This is a genomic window from Thermocrispum agreste DSM 44070 (assembly GCF_000427905.1).
GTDB lineage: Bacteria > Actinomycetota > Actinomycetes > Mycobacteriales > Pseudonocardiaceae > Thermocrispum > Thermocrispum agreste.
The window spans coordinates 118,744-142,143 of record NZ_KE386603.1 but is presented as its reverse complement, the minus strand read 5'-3'; the positions used below and the strand labels follow the sequence as shown (position 1 = coordinate 142,143).

Annotated in this window: 18 protein-coding genes and 1 tRNA gene; 6 read left to right on the top strand and 13 right to left on the bottom strand. The window is 69.7% G+C overall.

What is annotated here, in order from left to right; translation table 11 throughout:
* Positions 1–68 precede the first annotated feature (68 nt).
* The gene (locus YWY_RS21490; protein ID WP_245566644.1) at positions 69–1,244 is read left to right on the top strand and encodes a coiled-coil domain-containing protein; all 1,176 of its coding nucleotides are present in this window, start codon (positions 69–71) and stop codon (positions 1,242–1,244) included.
* Between the two features lie 107 nt (positions 1,245–1,351).
* Here the strand turns inward: YWY_RS21490 and YWY_RS0110845 are convergent, their stop codons facing one another.
* Complete coding sequence (locus YWY_RS0110845; RefSeq protein WP_028847615.1) at positions 1,352–2,764, bottom strand: amidase; 1,413 nt, start codon at positions 2,762–2,764, stop codon at positions 1,352–1,354.
* A 194-nt stretch (positions 2,765–2,958) separates the two neighbouring features.
* Here YWY_RS0110845 and YWY_RS21485 point away from each other — a divergent pair, with 194 nt between their 5' ends.
* A complete protein-coding gene (locus tag YWY_RS21485) occupies positions 2,959–7,047 on the top strand; it encodes a HAMP domain-containing protein (RefSeq protein ID WP_156899201.1) in 4,089 nt (1,362 codons plus the stop codon).
* 119 nt (positions 7,048–7,166) lie between these two features.
* On the opposite strand, the gene YWY_RS0110835 is transcribed toward YWY_RS21485, so the two are convergent.
* The 6 genes from YWY_RS0110835 to YWY_RS0110810 all read right to left on the bottom strand — a co-directional run bounded on the left by YWY_RS0110835 (position 7,167) and on the right by YWY_RS0110810 (position 12,656).
* Positions 7,167–7,565, bottom strand: a complete 399-nt coding sequence (locus YWY_RS0110835; protein WP_038045008.1) for a response regulator — start codon at positions 7,563–7,565, stop codon at positions 7,167–7,169.
* Positions 7,562–8,239: a sensor histidine kinase gene (locus tag YWY_RS0110830; protein WP_156899200.1), complete on the bottom strand. Its 678-nt coding sequence runs from the start codon at positions 8,237–8,239 to the stop codon at positions 7,562–7,564. The genes YWY_RS0110835 and YWY_RS0110830 overlap by 4 nt, the downstream gene beginning before the upstream one ends.
* Complete coding sequence (locus tag YWY_RS0110825; RefSeq protein ID WP_028847612.1) at positions 8,229–9,791, bottom strand: phytoene desaturase family protein; 1,563 nt, start codon at positions 9,789–9,791, stop codon at positions 8,229–8,231. The genes YWY_RS0110830 and YWY_RS0110825 overlap by 11 nt, the downstream gene beginning before the upstream one ends.
* A gap of 63 nt (positions 9,792–9,854) precedes the next feature.
* On the bottom strand, positions 9,855–10,694 hold the full coding sequence (locus YWY_RS21480) for an SDR family oxidoreductase (RefSeq protein ID WP_038045007.1): 840 nt from the start codon (positions 10,692–10,694) through the stop codon (positions 9,855–9,857).
* Entirely contained in the window at positions 10,691–11,293 is a 603-nt protein-coding gene (locus YWY_RS0110815) for a carboxymuconolactone decarboxylase family protein (RefSeq protein WP_038045005.1), read from the bottom strand. Before YWY_RS0110815 ends, YWY_RS21480 begins: the two co-directional genes overlap by 4 nt.
* Before the next feature lie 400 nt (positions 11,294–11,693).
* The gene (locus YWY_RS0110810; protein WP_028847610.1) at positions 11,694–12,656 is read right to left on the bottom strand and encodes a pirin family protein; all 963 of its coding nucleotides are present in this window, start codon (positions 12,654–12,656) and stop codon (positions 11,694–11,696) included.
* Positions 12,657–12,682: 26 nt separating this feature from the next.
* Between YWY_RS0110810 and YWY_RS21475 the strand changes: the two genes are divergently transcribed.
* Positions 12,683–13,036, top strand: coding sequence for a GNAT family N-acetyltransferase (locus YWY_RS21475; RefSeq protein ID WP_051310151.1), 354 nt, complete (start codon positions 12,683–12,685; stop codon positions 13,034–13,036).
* Here the strand turns inward: YWY_RS21475 and YWY_RS21470 are convergent.
* The 4 genes from YWY_RS21470 to YWY_RS0110785 form a co-directional block, all read right to left on the bottom strand.
* Complete coding sequence (locus YWY_RS21470) at positions 12,949–14,103, bottom strand: LLM class flavin-dependent oxidoreductase (protein ID WP_084609188.1); 1,155 nt, start codon at positions 14,101–14,103, stop codon at positions 12,949–12,951. The genes YWY_RS21475 and YWY_RS21470 overlap by 88 nt on opposite strands.
* 144 nt (positions 14,104–14,247) lie before the next feature.
* Positions 14,248–15,210: a non-homologous end joining protein Ku gene (ku, locus tag YWY_RS0110795; protein WP_028847609.1), complete on the bottom strand. Its 963-nt coding sequence runs from the start codon at positions 15,208–15,210 to the stop codon at positions 14,248–14,250.
* A 156-nt stretch (positions 15,211–15,366) separates the two neighbouring features.
* Positions 15,367–15,567: a cold-shock protein gene (locus YWY_RS0110790; protein ID WP_028847608.1), complete on the bottom strand. Its 201-nt coding sequence runs from the start codon at positions 15,565–15,567 to the stop codon at positions 15,367–15,369.
* 575 nt (positions 15,568–16,142) lie between these two features.
* Positions 16,143–16,216 (bottom strand) — tRNA-Leu (locus YWY_RS0110785).
* 185 nt (positions 16,217–16,401) lie between these two features.
* On the opposite strand from YWY_RS0110785, the gene YWY_RS0110780 reads away from it, so the two are divergent.
* Positions 16,402–17,856 carry a flavin-containing monooxygenase gene (locus tag YWY_RS0110780; protein WP_038045002.1) on the top strand — a complete coding sequence of 485 codons (1,455 nt, stop codon included), beginning with the start codon at positions 16,402–16,404 and terminating at the stop codon, positions 17,854–17,856.
* Positions 17,857–18,081: 225 nt separating this feature from the next.
* Here the strand turns inward: YWY_RS0110780 and YWY_RS0110775 are convergent, their stop codons facing one another.
* Together YWY_RS0110775 and YWY_RS0110770 are read right to left on the bottom strand one after the other, a co-directional pair.
* The gene (locus YWY_RS0110775; protein WP_028847606.1) at positions 18,082–19,413 is read right to left on the bottom strand and encodes an NAD(P)/FAD-dependent oxidoreductase; all 1,332 of its coding nucleotides are present in this window, start codon (positions 19,411–19,413) and stop codon (positions 18,082–18,084) included.
* Between the two features lie 64 nt (positions 19,414–19,477).
* A complete protein-coding gene (locus YWY_RS0110770) occupies positions 19,478–20,182 on the bottom strand; it encodes a uracil-DNA glycosylase (protein WP_245566643.1) in 705 nt (234 codons plus the stop codon).
* A 31-nt stretch (positions 20,183–20,213) separates the two neighbouring features.
* On the opposite strand from YWY_RS0110770, the gene YWY_RS0110765 reads away from it, so the two are divergent.
* Both YWY_RS0110765 and YWY_RS0110760 read left to right on the top strand, forming a co-directional pair.
* Positions 20,214–21,710: a S10 family peptidase gene (locus tag YWY_RS0110765; protein WP_028847604.1), complete on the top strand. Its 1,497-nt coding sequence runs from the start codon at positions 20,214–20,216 to the stop codon at positions 21,708–21,710.
* A gap of 179 nt (positions 21,711–21,889) precedes the next feature.
* Positions 21,890–23,179, top strand: a complete 1,290-nt coding sequence (locus YWY_RS0110760) for an MFS transporter (RefSeq protein WP_028847603.1) — start codon at positions 21,890–21,892, stop codon at positions 23,177–23,179.
* Positions 23,180–23,400 lie beyond the last annotated feature (221 nt).

Genomic DNA, 23,400 nt, shown 5'->3' with positions numbered 1-23,400 from the left:
CCGTGCGAGAGTACCTTCGGAGTGGTCAGCGGCGTTCCCCGCGAGCCGTGGCCGATGAAGGAGGATCCTTGACTTCACCGACTCCGCCACCGCCTGTCCACCACGTCCCCGTGCCCGTCCAGCGGGAGTTCTCCACGCACTGGAACGGCTACGACCGCACCGAGGTGCGCACGCACCTGGCCCGTGTCGAGGAAGACATGCGCCAGCTGATGGCGGAGCGGGACAAGCTGACCGCGCAGCTGGGCTCCATGGCCAAGCAGCTGGAGGTGCTGCGCAAGGAGAACGCGAAGCTGAAGGAGCGGGTCGAGGAGCTGAAACAGCCGCCGAAGAACCTGGCGGACCTGGACGAGCGGATGCAGCGGGTGGGCAAGCTGGCGCACCTGCGGGCGGAGGAGATCACCACCAGGGCGCAGACCGCCGCGGAGGAGAACTGGAAGGCCACCGCCCAGGCGTCGATCGCGCTGCGGGAGCGGTACCGCAAGCTGCTCAAGGAGCTGGACGAGTACGCCGAGCAGCTGCACGCCGAGCACCGGGCGGCGCTGGAGGAGACCAGGGCGGAGGTGCAGGAGCTGGTGGTGGATTCGGTCCGCCGCCGGGAGGCGCTGGACGCGGAGGCGGAGCGCAAGCGCAGGGCCATCGAGCAGGAGTTCGACGCGACGATGGCGGCCAAGCGCAAGGAGCTGGAGAAGCACCTGGCCGATCAGCGCACGGCCGCCAAGCAGCAGGCCGAGCGTCGGATGGCGGAGGCGCAGGCGGAGGCGCGGCGCATCGTCGCGGAAGCCAATGCGGAGGCGCAGCGCCGCACCGACGAGGCCAGCCGGGTGGTCGACCGGCTGCTGGCGATCAGCAAGGCCGCGCACAGCCGGATGGCGGCCGCGAACCAGTACCTGGCGTCGGCGGAGGAGACGCTGAAGCCGACCGCCGAGGAACTGCAGCCGGTGCCGCGGGCCGAGGATGCCGTGCCGACTGTCCCGGAACCGCAGGCGAACGGGGCCAAGCCGGCGCTGGCCCAGGAGAAGGACGCGGACGGCAAGGCGGGCGGCGAGCAGGCCGCCGACGGGAAGACCGTCGCCGAGAAGGACTCGGCCGAGAAGGCCCCGGAGGCCGAGCCCGACGGCCGGCAGACGGCAGGCGGGAAGGCGGCCAACGGCAAGGCGCCCGACGACAAGGCCGCCGAGACCACCGTCGACGCCAAGGACGACACAGCGGACGAGCGCGAGCCGGAAGCCGCCAAGACCAGCTGAGGACCGGTCGGCCGAGCCGTCCCCGCACGGTCGTCGATTCGTGAGGTTTGCCCGTTCCGGCCCAGCCCGGCACGCGGGCGGCAGCACCGACCGCGCTGCCGGTGCGCTCAGCCCGCGTCCTGGATGCGCCGGAACGGCCGCTCCGCCTCCAGCTCGTAGGCCAGCTCCAGCAGCGTCCGCTCGTCCCCGTGGGTCGCGGCGAAGTGCACGCCAACCGGCATCCCGTCGGGTGTCTGTCCGAGCGGCAGCGACATGGCCGGACCGCCTGCCACGTTGTTCAGCGGCGTGAACGCCACGTATTTCGTCAGCCGGTCGAGCAGGTCGTCGAACGGGACGGTCGGGCTGAGATACCCCAGCTTGGGCGTGCTGTGCGCGAGCACCGGCGAGATGATCACGTGATAGCGCTCGAACATGCGCGCGTACTCGTGCTTGATCTGGTTCAGCCGGTACAACGCCTGCGGGAAGCGGTGCAACGATCGCTGGTAGCGGCGCCGCAGTCCCTTGGTGAAGCCGTCCAGCTTCTTGCTGTCGAAGGTCCGGTCCATCACGCGGCCGAACGCGCTGATGGTGAACGCGAGGAAGCCCCAGTAGACGATGAAGTCCTCGACGAACTGCGTGCTCAGCGGCAGCTCGACCGGCTCGACGGTGTGGCCGAGCTTTTCCAGCAGCACGACGGTGTCCTGCAGCGCGTCGGCGGTGGGCGCGTCGACCTCGGCGTCGGTGATCGAGCGGGTGACCAGCCCGATGTGCAGTCGCCGCTGCGCCGGCCCGCTGACCATGCCCAGCGCCGGGTAGCGCGGGTTGCGCCAGTACTGCTCGGCGGCCGCCCAGAACGCCGCGGTGTCCCGCACGGTCCTGGTCAGCACGCCTTCGGACACCAGGTTCAGCGGCATCGTCCTGGCCTGCTCGCCGTCGACGTGCCTGCCGCGGGTGGGCTTGAGCCCGACAAGGCCGTTGACCGCGGCGGGAATCCGGATGGACCCGCCGCCGTCGTTGGCGTGGGCGATCGGCACCGCCCCGGAGGCGACCAGCGCCGCGGCGCCGCCGGACGACGCACCCACCGAGAACTCGGTGTTCCACGGGTTGCGGGTGGGCTCGCGGCGGGCGTACTCGGTGCTGGCGTTGAGCCCGAACTCCGGCAGGGTGCTCTTGCCGAGTACGGTGAACCCCGCGCTGAGCAGCTGCTTGGCAACCCGCCCGTGCCGCGCAGCCGGCCGCGGCCGGTACGCGTCGGTGCCGTTTCCGGTGGGCATGCCCGCCACGTCGGTGTTGTCCTTGACGAAGAACGGCACGCCGGACAACAGCCCGGGCGCGGGGTTCGCCGCGGCCTCGACGGCCTGCTCGAACGCGGCGAACTCCACCGCGTTGAGCGCCGGATTCACCTTCTCCACCCGCGCGACGGCCGCCTCGGCGACCTCGACCGGGCTCAGTTCCCGGCGGCGGATCAGCTCGGCCAGCGCCACCGCGTCGTGCTCGCCAAGAGCATCGTCGGCGAACGCGTGCACCCTGGTGTCGGTCATCGGCGAGCTCCTTAGACGTCTGTATGAATCCGGACTCAGCGTAACCGATCCGCCAAGCGGGAATCCTGCATCGACCTACGGCGGCAAAAGGTGTCCTTGTGCCCTATTCGGACGCACACCTTACGCCGTAGCTTCAGCCATCGGACGCCGTCGCGCGAGTCGGCGTACGCGGTAGGACACGAGGAGCTTGGCCGATGGCGCGCAGATCCCCTGCTCAACGCCCACCTGCGCCGGTAACCGGCACCACCGGCAAGGCCACCGGCGACGACGGCATGACCGACGACTTCTGCCCGGAGGCGACAGCCCGCGAAGAGGGCTTGCACCAACTGCTGCACGGGCTGCGCGCGGTCCGCGACGGCGACTTCTCCACCCGGCTGCCGCGCGTGGACGACCCGCTGATGGACGAGATGGGCACCGTGTTCAACGGCATGGTGGACCAGCTGACCCGCTTCACCTCCGAGGTGACCAGGGTGGCCAGGGAGGTGGGCACCGAGGGCAAACTCGGCGGCCAGGCCGAGGTGCCCGGCGTCTCCGGCACCTGGAAGGACCTCACCGACTCGGTCAACGCCATGGCGGGCAACCTCACCGACCAGGTGCGCGACATCGCCCGGGTGGCCACCGCGGTGGCCAACGGCGACCTGACACAGAAGATCACCGTGGACGTCAAGGGCGAAGTGCTCGAGCTGAAGGACACCGTCAACACGATGGTCGACCAGCTCTCCTCGTTCGGTGTCGAGGTCACCAGGGTGGCGCGGGAAGTGGGCATCGAGGGCAGGCTGGGCGGCCTGGCGACCGTGCCCGGTGTGGCGGGCACCTGGCGCGACCTGACCACCTCGGTCAACTTCATGGCGGGCAACCTCACCGACCAGGTGCGCAACATCGCCCAGGTCACCACGGCGGTGGCCAAGGGCGACCTGACCCAGAAGATCACCGTCGACGCCCGCGGCGAGATCCTCGAGCTGAAGAACACCATCAACACGATGGTCGACCAGCTGTCGTCGTTCGCCGACGAAGTCACCCGCGTCGCCCGCGAAGTCGGCACCGAAGGCATCCTCGGCGGGCAGGCGCAAGTCCCCGGTGTGGCGGGCACCTGGCGCGACCTGACCACCTCGGTCAACTTCATGGCGGGCAACCTGACCAACCAGGTGCGGTCGATCGCCGAGGTGGCGACGGCGGTGGCCAAGGGCGACCTGACCCAGAAGATCACCGTCGACGCCCGCGGCGAGATCCTCGAGCTGAAGGAAACCATCAACACGATGGTCGACCAGCTGTCGGCGTTCGCCGACGAAGTCACCCGCGTCGCCCGCGAAGTCGGCACCGAGGGCCGGCTCGGCGGGCAGGCCGACGTCAAAGGCGTCTCCGGTACCTGGAAGGACCTCACCGAGTCGGTGAACGTCATGGCGGCCAACCTGACCGACCAGGTGCGGTCCATCGCCGAGGTGACCACCGCGGTGGCCAAGGGCGACCTGCCCCAGAAGATCCGGGTCGACGCGCGCGGCGAAATCCTGGAGCTGAAGGAAACCATCAACACGATGGTCGACCAGCTGTCGGCGTTCGCCGACGAAGTCACCCGCGTCGCCCGCGACGTCGGCACCGAGGGCATGCTGGGCGGTCAGGCGCAGGTCGAAGGCCTGGCGGGCACCTGGAAGCGGCTCACCGAGAACGTCAACGAGCTGGCGGGCAACCTCACCAGGCAGGTGCGGGCCATCGCCGAAGTGGCCAGCGCGGTCGCCCGTGGCGACCTGACCCGCTCCATCGACGTCGAGGCGCAGGGCGAGGTCGCCGACCTGAAGAACTACATCAACGCCATGGTGCGGTCGCTGCGCGAGACCACCAGGGCGAACGAAGAGCAGGCGTGGCTGAACACCAACCTGGCCCGCATCTCCCGGCTCATGCAAGGCCACCGCGACCTGCGCAGCGTCGGCGAGCTGATCATGGACGAGCTGGCCCCGCTGGTCGGCGCCCAGCACGGCACGTTCTTCCTCGCCGAGACCACCGACCACGGCAGGCGGCTGCGGCTGATCGCCAGCTACGGCCGGTACTACGACGACCTCAGCCCCCGGCAGATCGAGCTCGGGCAGACCCTGATCGGCCAGGTCGCGCAGAGCAACCGGCTCGTGGTCATCGACCAGACGCCGCAGGACTTCCTGACCATCTCCTCCAGCCTCGGCGAGGCCGCTCCGGTCAACGTCGTGGTGCTGCCGATCACGTTCGAGGACCAGCTCATCGGGGTGCTGGAGCTGGCGTCGTTCAACCGCTTCACCGACGTGCACGTCGAGTTCCTGCGGCAGCTGAGCGAGTCGATCGGCGTCATCGTCAACACGATCATCGCCAACGCCCGTACCGACGCGCTGCTGGAGGAATCCCAGCGGCTGGCCGCCGAGTTGCGCGTCCGCTCCGAGGAACTGCAGGAACAGCAGGCCGAGCTACGCCGCTCCAACGCCGAGCTGGAGGAGAAGGCCGCCCTGCTGGCCAGGCAGAACCGCGACATCGAGATGAAGAATTTCGAGATCGAGCAGGCCAGGCAGGAGCTGGAGGAGCGGGCCCGCCAGCTCGCGCTGGCCTCGAAGTACAAGTCGGAATTCCTCGCCAACATGTCGCACGAGCTGCGCACCCCGTTGACGTCGCTGCTCATCCTGGCCGGCGTGCTGGCCAAGAACCCGACCAAGAACCTCACCGCCAAGCAGGTGGAGTTCGCCAACGTCATCCACTCCGCGGGCAGCGATCTGCTGCAGCTGATCAACGACATCCTGGACCTGTCCAAGGTCGAAGCGGGCAAGATGTACATCCACCCGGAGCCGTTCCCGCTCGAGCAGCTGCTCAGCTACGTCCGCACCACCTTCGCCCCGCTCACCGCGGAGAAGGGGCTGGATTTCGAGGTCGTGGCGGACGACGACGTGCCGGACCAGCTGGTGACCGACGAGCAGCGGCTGCGTCAGGTGTTGCGCAACCTGCTGTCCAACGCGGTGAAGTTCACCGAGCGGGGCATGGTGAGCCTGCGGATCAGCATGGCCGATCCGGACTCGCTGGCCGAGACCCCCCGCCCGGTGATCGCGTTCTCGGTGTCGGACACCGGCATCGGCATCGCGGAAGCCAACCTGGAGGCGATCTTCGGGGCGTTCCAGCAGGCCGACGGCACCACCAGCAGGCGGTACGGCGGCACCGGACTGGGGCTGTCCATCAGCCGCGAGGTCGCCTATCTGCTCGGTGGGGAGATCCGCGCGAAGAGCAGGCTGGGCCGGGGCTCGACGTTCACGTTGCTGCTGCCCGTCGCCGCGACCGCCCCGGCGGACGGCGGTTCGCCGACGGGCGAGGAGCTGCACACCGGCCGTGGCACGGAGACGGCCGAGCCCGACCACCGTCGCGTGCTGGTGGTCGAACAGTCGGACGAGCAGCCGGGCCCGTTGCTGTCGCTGGCTCGTGGGGTGGCCAACGAGCTGGCCGCGGGCCAAGGGGACATCGGGTTGACCACGGTGGCCGACGCGGGGGCGGCGATCACCGCGCTGACCGCACGGCGCCATCGCTGCGCGGTGCTGGAGATCGCGCCGAACAAGCGGACCCTCGACGTGGTCAAGGCGCTGACGGAGAACCCGACGCTGCGCTCGCTGCCGATTTTGGCGGTGGTCACCGGCAAACTCACCGCGGCGCAGGACCGCATGCTGCGCAGCTACGCCCGCATCCAGCCGATGGAGCTGCTGTCGTCGTACGAGGAACTGCGCAACCGGATGCTGCTGTACTTCTCCGCGGGCGACCCCGGCGACCTGCTGCCGATGCTGCTGACCCAGCAGAAGGCCGGCGACGAGGCGGACGGTAAGGACGAACGGCCCGACGACTCACTCGACTACGGCGTGCTGCAGGGTCGCAAGATCCTGCTGGTCGACGACGACTTCCGCAACGTGCTGGCCATCGCGGGCATGCTCGAGTTCTACGGCATGACGGTGGTGCATGCCGCCAACGGCCGTCGAGGCATCGAGCAGCTGCTGGCCAACGACGACGTCGACGTCGTCCTGATGGACGTGATGATGCCGGAGATGGACGGCTACGCGACGACGACGGCGATCCGGCACATGCCGCGACATGCCGACTTGCCGATCATCGCGGTGACCGCCAAGGCCATGGAGGGTGACCGGGAGAAGTCGTTGGCCTCCGGGGCTTCGGACTACGTCACCAAGCCCGTGGACGCGGACGAACTGCTGTCGTGCATCCATCGGTGGATCACGCGGCGGGACGCGGCCAGGTCCCGGCCGGAACCGGAACCCGCCGTCGATCCCGCACCGCAGTGAGCCCTCTCCGGCACAGGCAGTGCCGATGACCAGGCCGAGGTGCCCGGCCAACCTCGAGAACGCAGGTCGCGGGCCATGCGAGCGTGCTCGCCGCCCCGGTCGGCACCGGCGGGTGTGCGCTACCTGCCCCGCGCGGCGCGCTGGCCCAGTACCCGGACGGCGTCGACCACTTCGTGGTTCGGCGCGCCTTTGACCAGGTAGTCCGACACCCCCAGGGACCGCATGGTGGCGATCGATTCATGGTCGCCGAGCGCCGAGAACGCCAGCAGCTTCGTGGCAGGCACCCTCCGGCGCAGCTCGCCCGCGGCACGCTCGCCCCCGCCACCGGGGAGCCGGATGTCCAGCACGATGACGTCCGGAGCCAGCTGCTCGGCCAGCGACACGGCCTCCTGCGCCGAACCGGCGACGCCGACCACCGCGATGTCCGGCTCGATCTCCAGCAGTGCGTGCAGCGCCGCCCGGATCGCCGGCTCGTCGTCCACGATCAGCACGCGTATCGGATCGTCCCCGATGGTCATGGTGTGGCTTCCAGCAGACGCAGTGGCAACCAGAATCGCACCGTGGTGCCCGTGGCGGACGCCTCGCTTTCCCACCACCCGCCGCCGGACAGCGCCCATTCCCGCATCACCCGGGAGCTCAGTTCGGCGCCTTCCGGCTGCCCGTCGTGCGGCCCGTTGTCCCCGACCTCGGTGAGCAGGCCGCCGTGGTCCGGCCTGACGGTGACCGTCAGCCGGGTGGCACTGCCGCGGCGCCGCACGTCCTCCACCGCGATCTGGGTGAGGCGGAAGGCCGTGAGGACGACGCGCGACTCGAGCTCGTCGGCCACCAGGTAGTCGACCTGCCCGTCCAGCGCCCACTCCTCGGCCGCGTGCAGCACGTAGGCGCGCAGCATCTCCTCGAGCGTGCCCAGTTCGAGCGCCCGCGGCCGCAGCGAGGTCACCAGCCCACGCAGCGTCGTCATCGCCGCCGAGACCGCCTCGGTCACCTCGTTCATGTGCTCGCGTCCGGCTTCCGGCAGCCGTGCGGCCAGCAGCTGCATGCGCAGCCCGACCGCGACCAGTGCCTGCATGGGGTCGTCGTGGATGCGTTCGGCGAGCCGCTGGCGGTCGAGCTCGTGCGCGTGCAGCAGGTGGTCGATCAGCCCGGCCGGGTCGGCGACGGGGCGTTGTCCGTCCAATGGCTCAGGCAGCACGCTGTCCACCCGCCGATTCGGCCAGCACGGCCATCGCGGCGTTGTGGCCGCCGATGCCGCTGACCCCGCCGCCCCGCAGCGCTCCGGCGCCGCAGAGCAGCACGCGCGGGTACTTGGTGGCCACTCCCCAGCTGCCCGGGTCGTGCTCGCCGTGTGCATACGGCCACTGCAGATCGCCGTGGAAGATGTGCCCACCCGGCATGCCCAGCTCGCCCTGCAAATCCAGCGGTGTCTTCGCTTCCAGACACGGCCTGCCCGCCGCGTCGGTGTGCAGGCAGCTCTCGATCGGCTCGCCGAGCACCGAGTCCAGCGACCGCAACGTGGCGCGCAGCGCTTCGGCTTTCGCCGCCTCGTGGTCGGCGGCGAACAGCCGTGCGGGCATGTGCAGGCCGAACAGCGTCAACGTCTGCATGCCCGCCTGGCCTTCCTCGGGCCCGAGAATCGAGTCGTCGGTCAGCGAGTGGCAGTAGATCTCGCACGGCGGCAGCTGCGGGATGCGCCCTTCGGCGGTGACCCGGTACGCCTCCTGCAGCTGCGCCAAGTCCTCGTTGACGTGCAGCGTGCCGCTGAACGCGTCGCGCGGATCCACCGCGGGGTCGGCCGGCTTCGGCAGCCGCCGCAGCACCATGTTGACCTTGAGCTGCGCGCCTTCCGGCGCCGACGCGGGGTCGCCGAGCAGTTCGCTCAGCACGCTCGGCGCCACGTTGGCCAGGATCCACCTGCCGTGCGCGGTGTGCTCGGCGTCGCGGCGGCGGAAGCGCACCTCGCCGTCGGGGTCGATGGCGGTGACCTCGGCCTCGGTCACGATGTCCGCGCCCGCCGACCGCGCGGCGTCGACCAAAGCAGCGGTGACCGCTCCCATGCCGCCGACCGGAACGTCCCAGTCGCCGGTGCCGCCCCCGATCACGTGGTACAGCCAGCACCTGTTCTGCCGCAGGTCCGTGCCGTCCAGGTCGGCGAACGTCCCGATCAGCCCGTCCGTGGCCACCACGCCGCGCACCGTGTCGTCAGTGAAGCGTTCCCGCAGCGTCTCGCCGAGCGGTTGCTCGAAGACCACCCGCCATGCCTCGTCGTCACCGACGGCCGCCCGTAGTTGCTCGCGGGTGGGCAAGGGCTCGGTCAGCGTGGGGAACACGCGCTGGGCGACACGACCGGTCAGCGCGGACAGTTCCTGCCACGCTTGGTAGTCGCGCGTCGATCCGGTCACACGGCGGAACGACTCGGCGGTCCGCTCGGCGTCCTCTCCGTCCACCAGCAGTCCGGTGGCCGCGTCGCCCCGCTTGACCGGCGTGTACGAGGAAATCCGGCGGCGCCGCAGCCGCACACGCAAGCCCAGGTCGTCGACGATTCGCTTGGGTAGCAGGCTCACCAGGTAGGCGTACCGCGACAGCCGCACGTTTACGCCTTCGAAGGCCGCATGGCTGACCGCGGCACCGCCGGGCGACGCTCCCCGTTCCAGGACCACCACGCGCAGGCCGGCTCGGGCCAGGTAGGCGGCGGCCACCAAGCCGTTGTGCCCGCCGCCGACGATCACCGCATCGTGTGAAGTCATCCCGCGAACCTACCTCCGTTCCGCGCCGCAGCGGAGCCCCCGCCCGGCCGGACGCCGGCCGCGTCAGACCTTCGAGCGGGCGCGGGCGGTTCGTTTCCGCACTTCACGCAGCATGAGCCGATGCAACTGGTGGCTCGCCTGCGGGGAGAGACGTTCCAGCCACCAGCCCAGGCGGGCGTAGAACGGGGTGATCACGAAGCGTCGCCCGCGCCGCACACCACGCAACAGCCTGCGCACCGCCTCCTCGGTGGGCAGTGGCCTGACCGGGACGATCGTCCTGGGGTTCGGCACGCTCATGCTGCCGTGCAGGGTGGCCGTGTCGAACATGCCGGATTCCACCCAGGCGGGGCAGAACACCGTGGTGCGAATGCCCGCCTCTTCCGCCTCCAGCGCCAGCGCCTTGTGCAAACCGACCACGGCGTGCTTGGTGGCGGTGTAGTGCACCTGCAGCGGGACCGGCACCAGGCCGGCCGCCGAAGCGGTGCTGACGATGTGGCCGGAGCGTTGGCGGAGCATCTGGCGGTAGGCGATCATCACCCCGTTGAGCACCCCGCGCAGGTTGACGTCGACCGTCGTGTCGGACTCGTCCAGGCTCACCGTTTCGACTTCGCCGAAGATGCCCACACCCGCGTTGTTGACCATGTAGTCCAGGCGGCCGAATTCGGCGACCACTTCGTCGACGGCGTCCTGCACGTCGGCCCGGTCCGCCACGTCCACCCGCATCGCCCGGGCCGAGCCGCCTGCACGCTTGATCTCGCCGATCACGGCGTGCAGCGGCTCCTCCGCCACGTCGGTGGCCAGCACGAATGCCCCTCCGGTGGCCATTTGCCTGGCGATCTCCGCGCCGATGCCGCTTGCCGCACCGGTGACGATGGCCGTCGCTCCCGCGAACGGACGCGTCATGCCGACCTCCTGGTGAATCGTGCGCTGACGGCCTGCACCACGCGGGCCAGACCGGTCGGCCGCCGTGGGGTGTCCGGCTGGATGCCGAGAGCGTTGATGGTCATCGCCACCATTTCGTAGTGCCCCACGAGCATGGGGAGTTCGATCAGCTGCCGCTCGTCGAGACAGCCGCGCAGCTGCTGCCACGTTCCGGACGTGATGGATCGGTCGTGGTGCAGCTCGTCGACGGCGGTCAGCAGCGAGCGATGCCGCGGTGTCCATGCCTGCGCCGACGGACCCACCGCGACCGCCTCGATCTCGGCGTTCGTGATCCCGGACTGCCGGGCGAGCTTCACGTGGTGCTGCCACTCGTACGCGCAGCCGCACAGGTGGGCGACGCGCAGGATGACCAGCTCGGTGTCGCGGCGCGGCAGTGTCCCGCCGGGCATGAGCGTGCCGGCGAACATCAGCCATGGGCGGAACATGCGGCGGTGGCGGGCCAACGTGGTGAACAGGTTGGGCGGCCCGGTGCCCGCCGCAGCGCCGAGCGCTCCGGTGATGGCCGTGTTCACCAGCCCCATGTCGCGCCGGGTGGCCGGTGGGATCCGCGGTTGGTCCACTACCGGACGGTAACATAAGTGAACACTTTTGTTCATAGAACCGAGCGTGGCCGCCGGACAGCCGACCGCCAGCCGGACGTCCACCACTGACGGCGGGGCGCGGGTCCGGTGGAGCCGGGAGGTTGTGCTGCGTAGTCGGCGCACCAGCGACCGGCCAGCGGCCGCACTGCGACAGCGCCTCCACCACGGGCGTCGTCGGCGCACGCAGGAACCGACCAGCCAGTGCCTGCCCTCGGCCACACGCCGGCTGGCCGGAGTCTGCCGTCCTCTCGCGTCGAGCCGGCGGCGATCGGCCAGGTCTGCCGTCAGCGGTCGGCAGCGCGCGAGCGGCCTGGCCGCCACGCGACCGCCGAACGTCCGCCCTCGTTACGGGCGACCATGCACAGCGGCGCCGGGTGGATCAGGTGGGGTTGCGCCTCGGTTTGATCACCACGTTCGGCAATGGCGGCGCAGGTAGGCGGCTGGGCTCGCCCCGATAACCGTCGACCCGGCCGAAGCGCTCGGACCCGGCTTCCCAGTCCGCCCGGTACTCGACGATTTCGTCGTGGCTGCGGGCGACGAAGTTCCACCACATGACGATCTCGTCCCCGAACGGAGGCCCGCCCAGGACCAGCATCCGCGCCGGAGCGTCGTCACCCGCGCGGAGCTCGACGCTTGCGCGCCGTGGCGCAAGGTAGGCGAGCTCCGCTTCTTTCACCGGGGTGCCCGCGACCGTGACGGCACCTTGGTCGAGCAGGACGCCGTGCTCGAAGGTCTCGTCCAGCGGCAGCTCGAACGTCGTGCCGGGATCCAGCACCAGTTCCGCGCCGAGCAGCGGAGTGAAGGTCCGCACCGGAGAGCTCGCCACCCCGGGCACCGATCCCAGGAACACGCGCGCGACGGCACCATTCGCCCGCACCGGCTCGGGCACGTGGAACTGCAGGTCACGCGGGGCATGGCGGGCGGAATCCGGCAGCGCCACCCACAGCTGGACACCGTGCAGGATCTCGCCGCTCCGCGTGGAGACCTCGGAGTGGCTGATGCCGTGTCCGCCCGTCATCAGGTTCAGCTCACCGGGCCGGACGAACTGATGGTGCCCGCCGCTGTCGCGATGCTCGATCTCCCCGTCGAACAGCCAGCTCACGGTCTGCAGCCCGGTGTGCGGGTGAGGCGGGACGATCATCGGCGTGGTGTCCGGCCCGTAGTGGTCGGCGAAGCACCAGGCGCCGATCAGCGTGCGAGCGCGTTGCGGGAGCGTGCGGCGCACCAGCAGCGCCCGCGGGCCACCGAGAGGAACCTCACGCGCGGTGAGGATCTGCACGCCTGCACCCTGGGCACCCTCTGCGCAGGTGACCTCGGGCGGGCGGCTCTCGGTGTTGCTCATCGTCATCCCATCGTAGGCTCGGCGCCATGGACTCCACGGCCGCGACGGTGACCGACAACCCGGACAAGCGTCGTTTCGAGCTGACCGCCGACGGCCGGCTCGCCGGGTTCGCCGAGTACCGCCTCGATGCGGACACCATCACGTTCATCCACACCGAAGTCGACCAGGCGTTCAGCGGCCGCGGACTGGGCAGCGTGCTGGCGCGCGGGGCGTTGGACGACGCACGCAGGCGGGGCCTGCGCGTGGTCGCCGAGTGCCCGTTCATCCGCGGGTGGATCGCCAAGCACCCGGACTACTCGGACCTGGTGTCCGGCTCGGCGCCGGAACCGGCCGCCGGCTCCGCGGACTCCGCCGATCCGGATCCGGCCTCCGGACGCTGATTCCGCTTGGCCACCCTAGGGTGCACCGGGGCCTCCGGGACGTGCGCGGGCCGCAGCGCGTCGAACTCCTTGCGCAGCACCGGGATGACCTCTTCGCCCAGGATGTCCAGCTGCTCCAACACGGTCTTCAACGGCAGGCCGGCGTGGTCGGCGAGGAACAACTGCCGCTGGTAGTCGCCGAAGTGCTCGCGGAAGGTCATCGTCCGGTCGATGACCTGCTGCGGGCTGCCCACGGTCAGCGGCGTGGTCTCCATGAACTCCTCCAGTGACGGCCCGCCGCCGTAGACCGGGGCGTGGTCGAAGTACGGGCGGAACTCCCGGATGGCGTCCTGGGAGTTCTTCCGGATGAACACCTGGCCGCCGAGGCCGACGATGGCTTGGTCGGCCGAGCCGTGGCCGTGGTGCTCGTACCGCTCCCGGTACAGCCCGACCAGCCGCTGGAAGTGCTCCTTCGGCCAGAAGATGTGGTTGGCGAAGAAACCGTCGCCGTAGTAGGCGGCCACCTCGGCGATCTCCGGACTGCGAATGGAGCCGTGCCAGACGAACGGTGGCACGCCGTCGAGCGGGCGCGGCGTGGAGGTGAACCCGTACAGCGGGGTGCGGAACTTGCCCTCCCAGTCCACGACGTCCTCGCGCCACAGCCGGTGCAGCAGCCCGTAGTTCTCGATCGCCAGCGGAATGCCCTGGCGGATGTCCTTGCCGAACCACGGGTAGACCGGGGCGGTGTTGCCGCGGCCCATCATCAGGTCGACCCGGCCGTCGGCCAGGTGCTGCAGCATCGCGTAGTCCTCGGCGATCTTCACCGGGTCGTTGGTGGTGATCAACGTGGTCGCGGTGGACAGGATCAGCCGCTCGGTGCGGGCCGCGATGTAACCGAGCATGGTGGTCGGCGACGACGGCACGAACGGCGGATTGTGGTGCTCTCCGGTCGCGAAGACGTCCAGGCCGACCTCCTCGGCCTTGAGCGCGATGGTGACCATCGCCTTGATCCGTTCCTCCTCGGTGGGCGTCCGCCCGGTGGTCGGATCCGGAGTCACATCGCCGACGCTGAAGATGCCGAACTGCATCGCGCCTCCCGTAGTCGCATGTTGCGTTGACGCAACCGGCGTACCGGCCACGATATTCCGCCCCGGCGGGGCAGGTCCGGCCACGCCGCCGAGTGGCCCGGCGAGCACGGCCCGGGATCCGGCCGCAGGCAGGGCGGGAACGGATCAGGCGGCCCGCCCGGCCTTCTTCTCCGCGCGGCGGATGGCCTTGCGCAGCTCGGCGGCCGTCATCGTGGACCGGCCGGCGATGCCGAGCTTCCTGGCCAGCTTCACCAGGTCGGTCTTCGACGCCTCGTCGAGATCGGGCTTCCTGCCACTCCCCTTACCGGATTTCGTGGCCTTGCCGGAGGCACCCTTGCCCTTGGCCTGCGCCACGCTGCGCTGCAGGACGTCCATCAGACTGGACACCTCGGCGGGCTCGGGCGCGGGCTCCGGCTTCTTGCCCGCCTTCTTGTCCGCCACCAGCTTCTCCACCCGCTCGGTGTAGGTGTCGCGGTAGTCCTGCGGCCGCCACGGCGCTTCCATCGCCTCGATCAGCGCCACCGCCATGTCCAGCTGCTTGCCCTTGCCCGGCCGTTTGCCGAGATCGACGTCCAGCACGTCCGCGGGATCACGGATCTCGTCCGCGAAGTACAAGGTGTCCAGGGCGAGGACACCCCGGTCGGCACGCACCGCGGTGAGGTACTGCTTGTTGCGCATCACGAACTGGGCGATGCCGACGCGGTTGGTGCGGGCCATGGCCGCGGCCAACAGCCGGTACGGGTTCACGCTGCCCTCGCCGCTCGGCCCGAGCCAATAGGTGGTGCGGAAGTGGACGGGATCGATCTCGTCCAGGGCGACGAACGACTCGATCTCGATGGAACGGGAGCGCCCGGGGGCGATGTCGGCCAGCTCGTCCGGCTCCACCACGACGTATTCACCGTCGCCGACCTCGCGTCCTTTGACGATGTCGTCGAAGCCGACGTCGTCGCCGGTGCGCTCGTTGACCCGCCGATACCGGATGCGGTCGTTGGTGCCGCGCTGGAGCTGATGGAAATGGACGGTGTGATCGTCGACGGCGCTGTAGAGCGCCACCGGGATGCTCACCAATCCGAAGGTGATCGATCCACGCCACACCGGCCGAGCCATGCTGCCTCCTCGCTGCTTGCGCAGCTGACTACCCCGCACGAGGCCACCCCACACGACGACCGGAAGCGCGCGAGTGGCCAGCACGCGACAACGCCGCCGACCGGAAGGGCTCGGCGGCGTTGTCGGCCGATGGCAAGGTCGGACGTTGCCCGGCTGTCACAGCCTGCGCACGCGGCTGGCCTGGGGGTCCTTGTGCCCTTGCGCCAGCTCGAATTCGACGCGCTGGTTCTCCTCCAGGCTGCGGTAGCCGTTGCCTTCGATGGCCGAGAAGTGCACGTACACGTCGCTGCCGTCTTCCGCGGCGATGAAGCCGAAACCCTTTTCGGCGTTGAACCACTGCACGGTTCCGCGGGGCATTCGCCATCCCTTCAGGGTCGCACTCGTTCCGCACCGTGACGGTGCGGCTACTGAACACTTTCCCTGCGAGGCGAACGACGTCGCCCACGGGGTGGGCCAACGGCGCAGGGGCCTGTTTACTTCCCATCCTGCCGTCGGCAGGCCCTACGTCGCACGTCTCAGTACCGTCAGGAGGAGCGTCGCACGGCTCAGCGCCGTCAGGAGGACTCGGACATCTCCGCGCGGCTGCGGAGCCGGTTGCCCCGCACCAGGGAACGCGGAGCTGGTCACCCCACGCCACCAGAGACAGAGGGCTGGACATCTCCACGCGGCTGCGAAGCTGGCGCGCGCGGTCAATGACCAACAGCACGAGGGCCACGGCACCCGCGACGATCGCCGCCATCACCGCCGATCGGGAGCGGGGAAATCGGCGGCGTCCACGGTGACCGGCGCGTCGGCCGCGCTCACCACGAAAACGATGCCGCCGACGCCGCAGTGGCCGTTGAGTTTCGCCTCCGCCTGCGGGCCATTCTGCGCCGCGGACGCCCCCGGTCCGCCGAACAGGTTCCCGGCCGAAATCGGCTCGAGTGCTTTCGTGCCCCCGACGGGACTCGAACCCGCACTCGATCGGTTTTAAGCCGACTGCCTCTGCCAATTGGGCTACGGGGGCGAAAAAAGCCTATCGCGCCGCAGCTGGCGGCTTCCGGTCCGCGGACGGCCCGTGCGGGCGCGCTTTCCCGTGGCGTCGGGCAGTCGCGCTGACCAACGCCGGCGTGCTCCCCAGTGACCGGCCGGAGCGGGGGTGACGATCGAGACACATCCGCCGTCTTATACAAGCGTGTAAAATCTGTCCGCATGGTGGCGCAGCACACAGACGTCCTCATCATCGGCGCGGGCCTGTCCGGGGTCGGAGCAGCCTGTCACTTGCGCCGGGAGCTGCCCGAGATCACGTTCACCATCCTGGAGCGGCGCGACTCGATCGGCGGCACCTGGGACCTGTTCCGTTATCCGGGGGTGCGGTCCGACTCGGACATGTACACCCTCGGCTACCGGTTCAAGCCGTGGCCGGGACAGAAGGCCATCGCCGACGGGCCGTCGATCCTGCGCTACGTCCGCAAGACCGCGTCGGAATACGGCATCGACCGGCACATCCGCTTCGGGCACCGGGTGGTGGCCGCCGAGTGGTCCAGCGACGACGCCGTCTGGCGGGTCACCGCCGAGCACGAGGGCGAGAAGGTGCAGTTCACCTGCAACTTCCTGTGGTCGTGCAGCGGCTATTACGACTACGACAGCGGCTACACGCCGCAGTTCGAGGGCGTCGAGGACTTCACCGGCACGGTGGTCCACCCGCAGCATTGGCCGGAGGACCTGGACTACGCGGGCAAGCGGGTCGTGGTGATCGGCAGCGGGGCCACGGCCGTGACGCTGGTGCCCGCCATGGCGCTCGGCGAGAACGCCGCCGAGCACGTCACGATGCTGCAGCGCTCACCGACCTACATCGTCACCGCACCGTCCCAGGACCCGCTGGCCACGCTGCTGCGCAGGTTCCTGCCCGACAAGGCGGCCTACGTCGTCAACCGCTGGCGCAACATCCTGGTGCAGACCGGTCTCTACCAGCTCAGCCGCCGCCGACCGCAGCTGGTGCGCAGACTGCTCAAGCGCATGGCCGCCCGCCAGCTCCCGCCGGGCTACGACGTCGACACGCACTTCTCGCCCAGCTACGACCCGTGGGATCAGCGCATGTGCCTGGTCCCCGACGGCGACCTGTTCAAGGCCATCCGGTCCGGCAAGGCGGACGTGGTCACCGACCACATCGACCGGTTCACCGAGAAGGGCATCCGGCTGCGGTCCGGTGTCGAGCTGCCCGCGGACATCATCGTCACCGCCACCGGGCTGAAGCTGCTGGCGTTCGGCGGCATGACGCTGACCGTGGACGGCAAACCGGTCGAGCTGTCCGACCGCATGGCCTACAAGGGCATCATGCTGTCCGGGGTGCCGAACTTCGCCTACATCATCGGCTACACCAACGCCTCGTGGACGCTGAAAGCCGACCTGGCCTGCGAATACGTCTGCCGGGTGCTGCGGCACATGCGCACCCGCGGCCACCAGCGGTGCGAACCGGTACCCGAGCCGGACGTTCACCCCGAGCCGTTCATCGACCTCAAGGCCGGCTACGTGCTGCGGTCGCTGCACGAGCTGCCCAAGCAGGGCGACCGGACGCCGTGGCGGCTGCGGCAGAACTACCTGCGGGACATCCCGGAGCTGCGGCACAGCCCGGTGGAGGACGGCGTGCTGACGTTCAGCCGCTGACCTCCGGCCGGCACGCCGCTCCCTCCACCGCTGACCTCCGGCCGGCACGCCGCTCCCTCCACGCCGCGGAGATCCGTCAATCGTTCCAGAGCGACGGCATGGCCAGTGGAGGCCTGCTCGCAGGTGGCGCGAACGGCACGCCCGGTCGACGCTCTCACGCGGCGTCGACGTCTGCCTCCGTAGCGGTGTCCCCGCTCTTCGTGACCGCCGCCTGCTCGCGAACTTCTAGATGTCCGGCTTGCTGGCCCGCTGGAACTCCGCGAGCGGGTCGTGCAGCTGGCCCAGCGACAGGATGTCCCGCCGGAACAGCCCGCCGAGCAGCCAGTCGAACGTGATCCGGACCTTCCGGTTGAACGTCGGCATGGCCTTGACGTGGTACGCCCGGTGCATGGCCCACGCCGGCCAGCCCTTGAGCTTGAAACCCAGCGTGTCGGCGACGCCCTTGCCCAGCCCGAGGCTGGCCACCGAGCCCAGGTTCTTGTGGCGGTAGTCCTTCAGCTCCTTGCCGCGCATCCACCGGATCACGTTCTTGGCCAGGTGCCGCGCCTGCCGCACCGCGTGCTGGGCGTTGGGCGGGCAGACCGCGTTCGAGTCCTCCTCGATCCTGGACAGATCGGGAACGCCCGCGCAGTCGCCTGCCGCCCACACCTCCGGCATGTCCACCACCTGCAGCGTGGCGTGCGTCCGCACCCGGCGCCGGTCGTCCAGCGGAAGGTCCGAGTTCTTCAGCACCGGGTTGGCCTTCACGCCCGCGGTCCACACGATGGTGTCCGACTCGAACTCGGTGCCGTCGGAGAGCACCACGCGGCCGTTCTCGAACGACTTGGCCAGCGTCGACAAGTACACCTCGACACCGCGCTTCTCCAGCGCCCGCACCGTGTAGGCGCCCAGCGTCGGGCGCACCTCGGGCAGGATCCGGTCGGCGGCGTCGACGAGCACCCACCGCAGGTCCTTCTCGTCGATCGTCTCGTAGAACCGGCAGGCGTAGCGGGCCATGTCCTCCAGCTCGCCGAGCGCCTCGACGCCCGCGAACCCGCCGCCGACGAACGTGAAGGTGAGCTTTCTCCGCCGCACCTCCGGGTCGGTCGTGCTGGCCGCCTGGTCCATGCGCGAGATCACATGATTGCGCAGCCAGATGGCCTCACCGATGCTCTTGAAGCCGATTCCCTCCTCGGCCAGGCCGGGAACCGGCAGCAGACGGGCGACCGAGCCGAGCGCCACGATCAAAATGTCGTAACCCAGCTTCTTGGTCTCGCCCGCCGCGGTTTCCACGGTGACCGCGCGATCGGCGTGCCGGATTTCCTGCACGCGCCCGTTGAGCACATGGCATCGCCGCAGCACCTGCCGCAGCGGGACCACCACGTGCCGCGGTTCGATCGATCCGGCGGCTGCCTCCGGCAGGAACGGCTGGTAGGTCATGTGCGGTTGCGGATCGACCACGGTCACCGACGCCTCGTTGGCGCGCAGCCTGCGCTGCAGACCCAGCGCGGCATACAGTCCGACGTAGCCTCCGCCCAGGATCAAAATGCGTTTCGGTCCAGCCTTCTTGGCAGCCATGCCACTATCGTCGCACTCCCCCTGTCCGCGCGCCGCCGGAACGGGGGCCGAATGATCGCGTGCGTCACAGTCGGGCAACCGATTTCGCCCGGCGTAACACGTCTTTGATCATTTCCGGCGTAAGTTTTCCGGTGAAAGTGTTCTGTTGCGAAACGTGATAGCAACCGAACAAACGTAGTCCGTCGATGTCGTATTCGACACCGTGTCCAAATCGTGGACGGGGACGGGGCACCTGCCAGCCCGCCGGCGCCAGCGCGCTCAGCGTGGCCTGCCAGCCGAACCCGCCCAGCACCACGATCGCCCGCAGGGTCGGGGCGAGCAGCTCCAACTCACGTACCAGCCACTGACGGCAGGTGTCCCGTTCCGCCGGGGTGGGTTTGTTGGCCGGCGGAGCGCACCGGACCGGGGCGGTGATGCGCACGCCGAACAACTCCAACCCGTCACCGGCGTGCGTGCTGGTCGGTTGGGAGGCCAGGCCGACGTCGTACAGGGCGGCATAGAGAACGTCACCGGAACGGTCCCCGGTGAACATCCGGCCGGTGCGGTTGGCACCGTGCGCCGCTGGTGCCAGACCGATGATGGCCAGCGCGGCGTCCGCGGGTCCGAAACCCGGCACCGGCCGTCCCCAGTACTCCTGGCAGGCGAACGCTGCCCGTTTGGTGCGCGCGACCTCCTCGCGCCACGCGACCAGGCGCGGACACGCCCTGCAGTGCGTCACCGCCTGGTCGAGCTCCCCGATGCTGGTCGCGTGCACGCCGAATTCGATCACTTCCCCAGTGTGGACGCTTTAGTGTTGCGGCATGACATCCCCTGCCGACGAAACCCGACCCGAGGAGACATCGACGACCGAGACCACCGGCCAGCCCGAGGAACCCGTCGACGAGCTGGTCACCACGCACCACACGCTCGAACTGCCCACCGGCCCGCTGCGGTACACCGCCCAAGCCGGGCGCGTGGTGCTGCGCAAAGAGGTGTTCACCGACGGCAAGTCCGAGGGGTTGAAGCCGGTCGCGGCGATCTTCCTCACCAGCTACACCGTGGACGACGCCGACCCGACCCGGCGGCCCGTCGTGTTCGCGTTCAACGGCGGGCCGGGCACCTCGAGCGCCTGGCTGCACCTCGGGCTGCTCGGACCGCGCCGGGTGGTCTCCGGTGACGTCGGCGCCATGGAACCTCCGCCGTACGGGCTCACCGACAACCTGGAGACCCTGCTGGCCCACGCCGACCTGGTGTTCGTCGACCCGGTGTCGACCGGCTACTCGCGCCCGGTGAAGGGCGAACCGGACAAGGACTTCCACGGCTTCACCGGCGACATCGAGTCGGTCGGCGAGCTGATCCGACTGTGGATCTCCCGCAACGGCCGCTGGCTGTCGCCGAAGTTCCTGGCCGGCGAGTCCTACGGCACACTGCGCGCCTCCGCGCTGGCCGAGCATCTGCAGACCCGCTTCGGCCTCTACCTCAACGGGCTGATCCTGATCTCGGCGGCGCTGGACCTCGGCACGCTGATCGCCGACGGCCACAACGACCGCCCGTACCCGCTGTTCGTCCCGACGTACGCGGCGATCGCCCACTACCACGGCCTGCACGGCGACCGCCCGCTGGCCGACGTGCTGCGCGAAGCCGAGGAATTCGCCTCCCGGGAGTACCCGTGGGCGCTGGCTCAAGGTGCCCGGCTGTCCGCCGAGGAACGCGCCGACATCGCCGCCAAGCTCGCCCGGCTGACCGGCCTGTCCGCCGATTACATCGACCGGGCCAACCTGCGCATCGAGCACATCCGGTTCTTCACCGAGCTGCTGCGCAGCCGGCGCAAGGTGGTCGGCAGGCTGGACGCCCGCTTCACCGGGCCGGAGGCCGACTACGCACGGGAGCGGTTCAGCTCCGACCCCACGATGGACGCGCTGCTCGGCCCGTATGCCGCGGCGTTGAATCACTACGTACGCGCGGAGCTGAACTACCACAGCGACCTGCCGTACGAGGTGATCAACCTGCGGGTCAATGCGAAGTGGTCGTACGCCGAGTTCGAGGGCAAGCACATCAGCGTGGTGGACCGGCTGTCCGCGGCCATGCGCGCCAATCCGCACCTGAAGCTGCACGTCTCGTTCGGCTACACCGACGGCGCCACCCCGTACTTCGCCGCCGAGCACAGCCTGGCCCAGCTGGCCATTCCCGACGAGCTGCACCAGAACATCGAGCGGGCGTACTACCCCGCCGGGCACATGATGTACGTACACGACGAGACCCGCGTCCAGCAGGCCGCCGATCTCGCCGCCTTCGTCCGGAGCGCGTCGAACCGGTAGCCCGATCACGCACAGCACACCCGAGGGCCGCGTTGCGAGCGTCAACGCGGCCCTCGGCATGCCCTATTCCCGCAGCTCATGAGGGCTTCCCCACATACCGTTAGCCAAGGTAATGAGCTAAACTAACTATGTCTCGTCACGCTACGCTGTCAGGAGGCGAATCCACCCCAGTGCGTCAGATGTTCCGCTCGCTGCGGCACCGTGACTACCGGCTCTACTGGTCGGGGATGTTCGTGTCCAACGCCGGAACGTGGATGCAACGGGTCGCCCAGGACTGGCTGGTGCTCGTCACCCTCGGCGGTGGCGCAACGGCCGTCGGCATCACCACCGGGCTGCAATTCCTTCCCTTCCTGCTGGCCGCGCCGTTCGGCGGGGTACTGGCCGACCGGCTGCCGAAGCGGCAGCTGCTGATCGCCACCAACGGCTTTCTCGGCCTGGTCGCCCTCGCCCTCGGTGTGCTGGTGGTGTCCGGCCAAGCCGAGATCTGGCACGTCTACGTGCTGGCTTTCCTGCTCGGCGTCGGGACGGCATTCGACAACCCCGCACGGCAAGCGTTCGTGTCCGAGCTCGTCGGCCAGGAGGACATCACCAACGCCGTCGCGCTCAACAGCGCTTCGTTCAACGGAGCCCGGCTGCTCGGGCCCGCGGTCGCCGGTGTGCTGATCGCGGTGCTCGGCCCCGGTCCGGTGTTCCTGCTCAACGGCCTGTCGTTCGCCGCCCCGATCATCGCGCTGCTGCTGATCAAGCCGTCGGACGTCCCGAGCGATGCCACTTCCGACGACCGCGACGGCCCGCTGGCCAGGATGGCCGCCGGTGTCCGCTACCTGCGCGGCCGCCGCGACTTGGTCATGGTCATGGTCGTGATGTTCGGTGTCGGCACGTTCGGCATGAACTTCCAGATGACGAACGCGCTGATGGCGGCCGACGTCTACCACCGCGGCCCCAGCGCGTACGGCCTGCTCGGCACCATCATGGCCATCGGAACGCTGTCCGGCGCGCTGCTGGCCGCCCGGCGCAAGGCGCCCCGCCTGCGGGTCGTCCTCACCGGCGCGGTGTCGTTCGGCGTGCTGGAGGCGGCATCCGGCCTGATGCCGTCGTACGAACTGTTCGCGGCCGCCCTCGTGCCCATCGGTGTGCTCACCATGACCGTGCTGACCTCGGCCAACGCCTACATCCAGACCACCGTGCCCGCGGCCATGCGCGGCCGGGTGCTGTCGCTGTACCTGATGCTGCTGATGGGCGGGACCCCGGTGGGCGCGCCGATCATCGGCTGGGTGGCCGGCGAGCTGGGCGCCCGCTGGTCGCTGCTGGGCGGTGGCGCGCTGACCGTGGCGTTCACCGTGGCGGCTTACCTGGCGTTGAACACGCGCCCGGAGCCCGGTGTGCGGGCTTTGCTCGTCCATGCCCACCTGCGTCCGCTGCACACCGCCGCGAGAACGCGGTCCGACGCTCCCAAGGTGGCCGCTTGACCGGCATCCGCGAACCGGCCGCCTGACACCCACGAAGCAAGGGCCCGAGCCGCCACGCTCGGGCCCTTGCGCATGCTCGAACCCCTGAGGCCACGTGGGCTCGTGCCCGGGCCGGGTCCGGTTCGCATCGGCGACGGCGCGCGAAGTCGCCGGACACCCATGGCCCGGCTCCGCTCAGCATTCGTCGCCCCGCGGCAGGACATCTCGACGCCGTGGCCTCC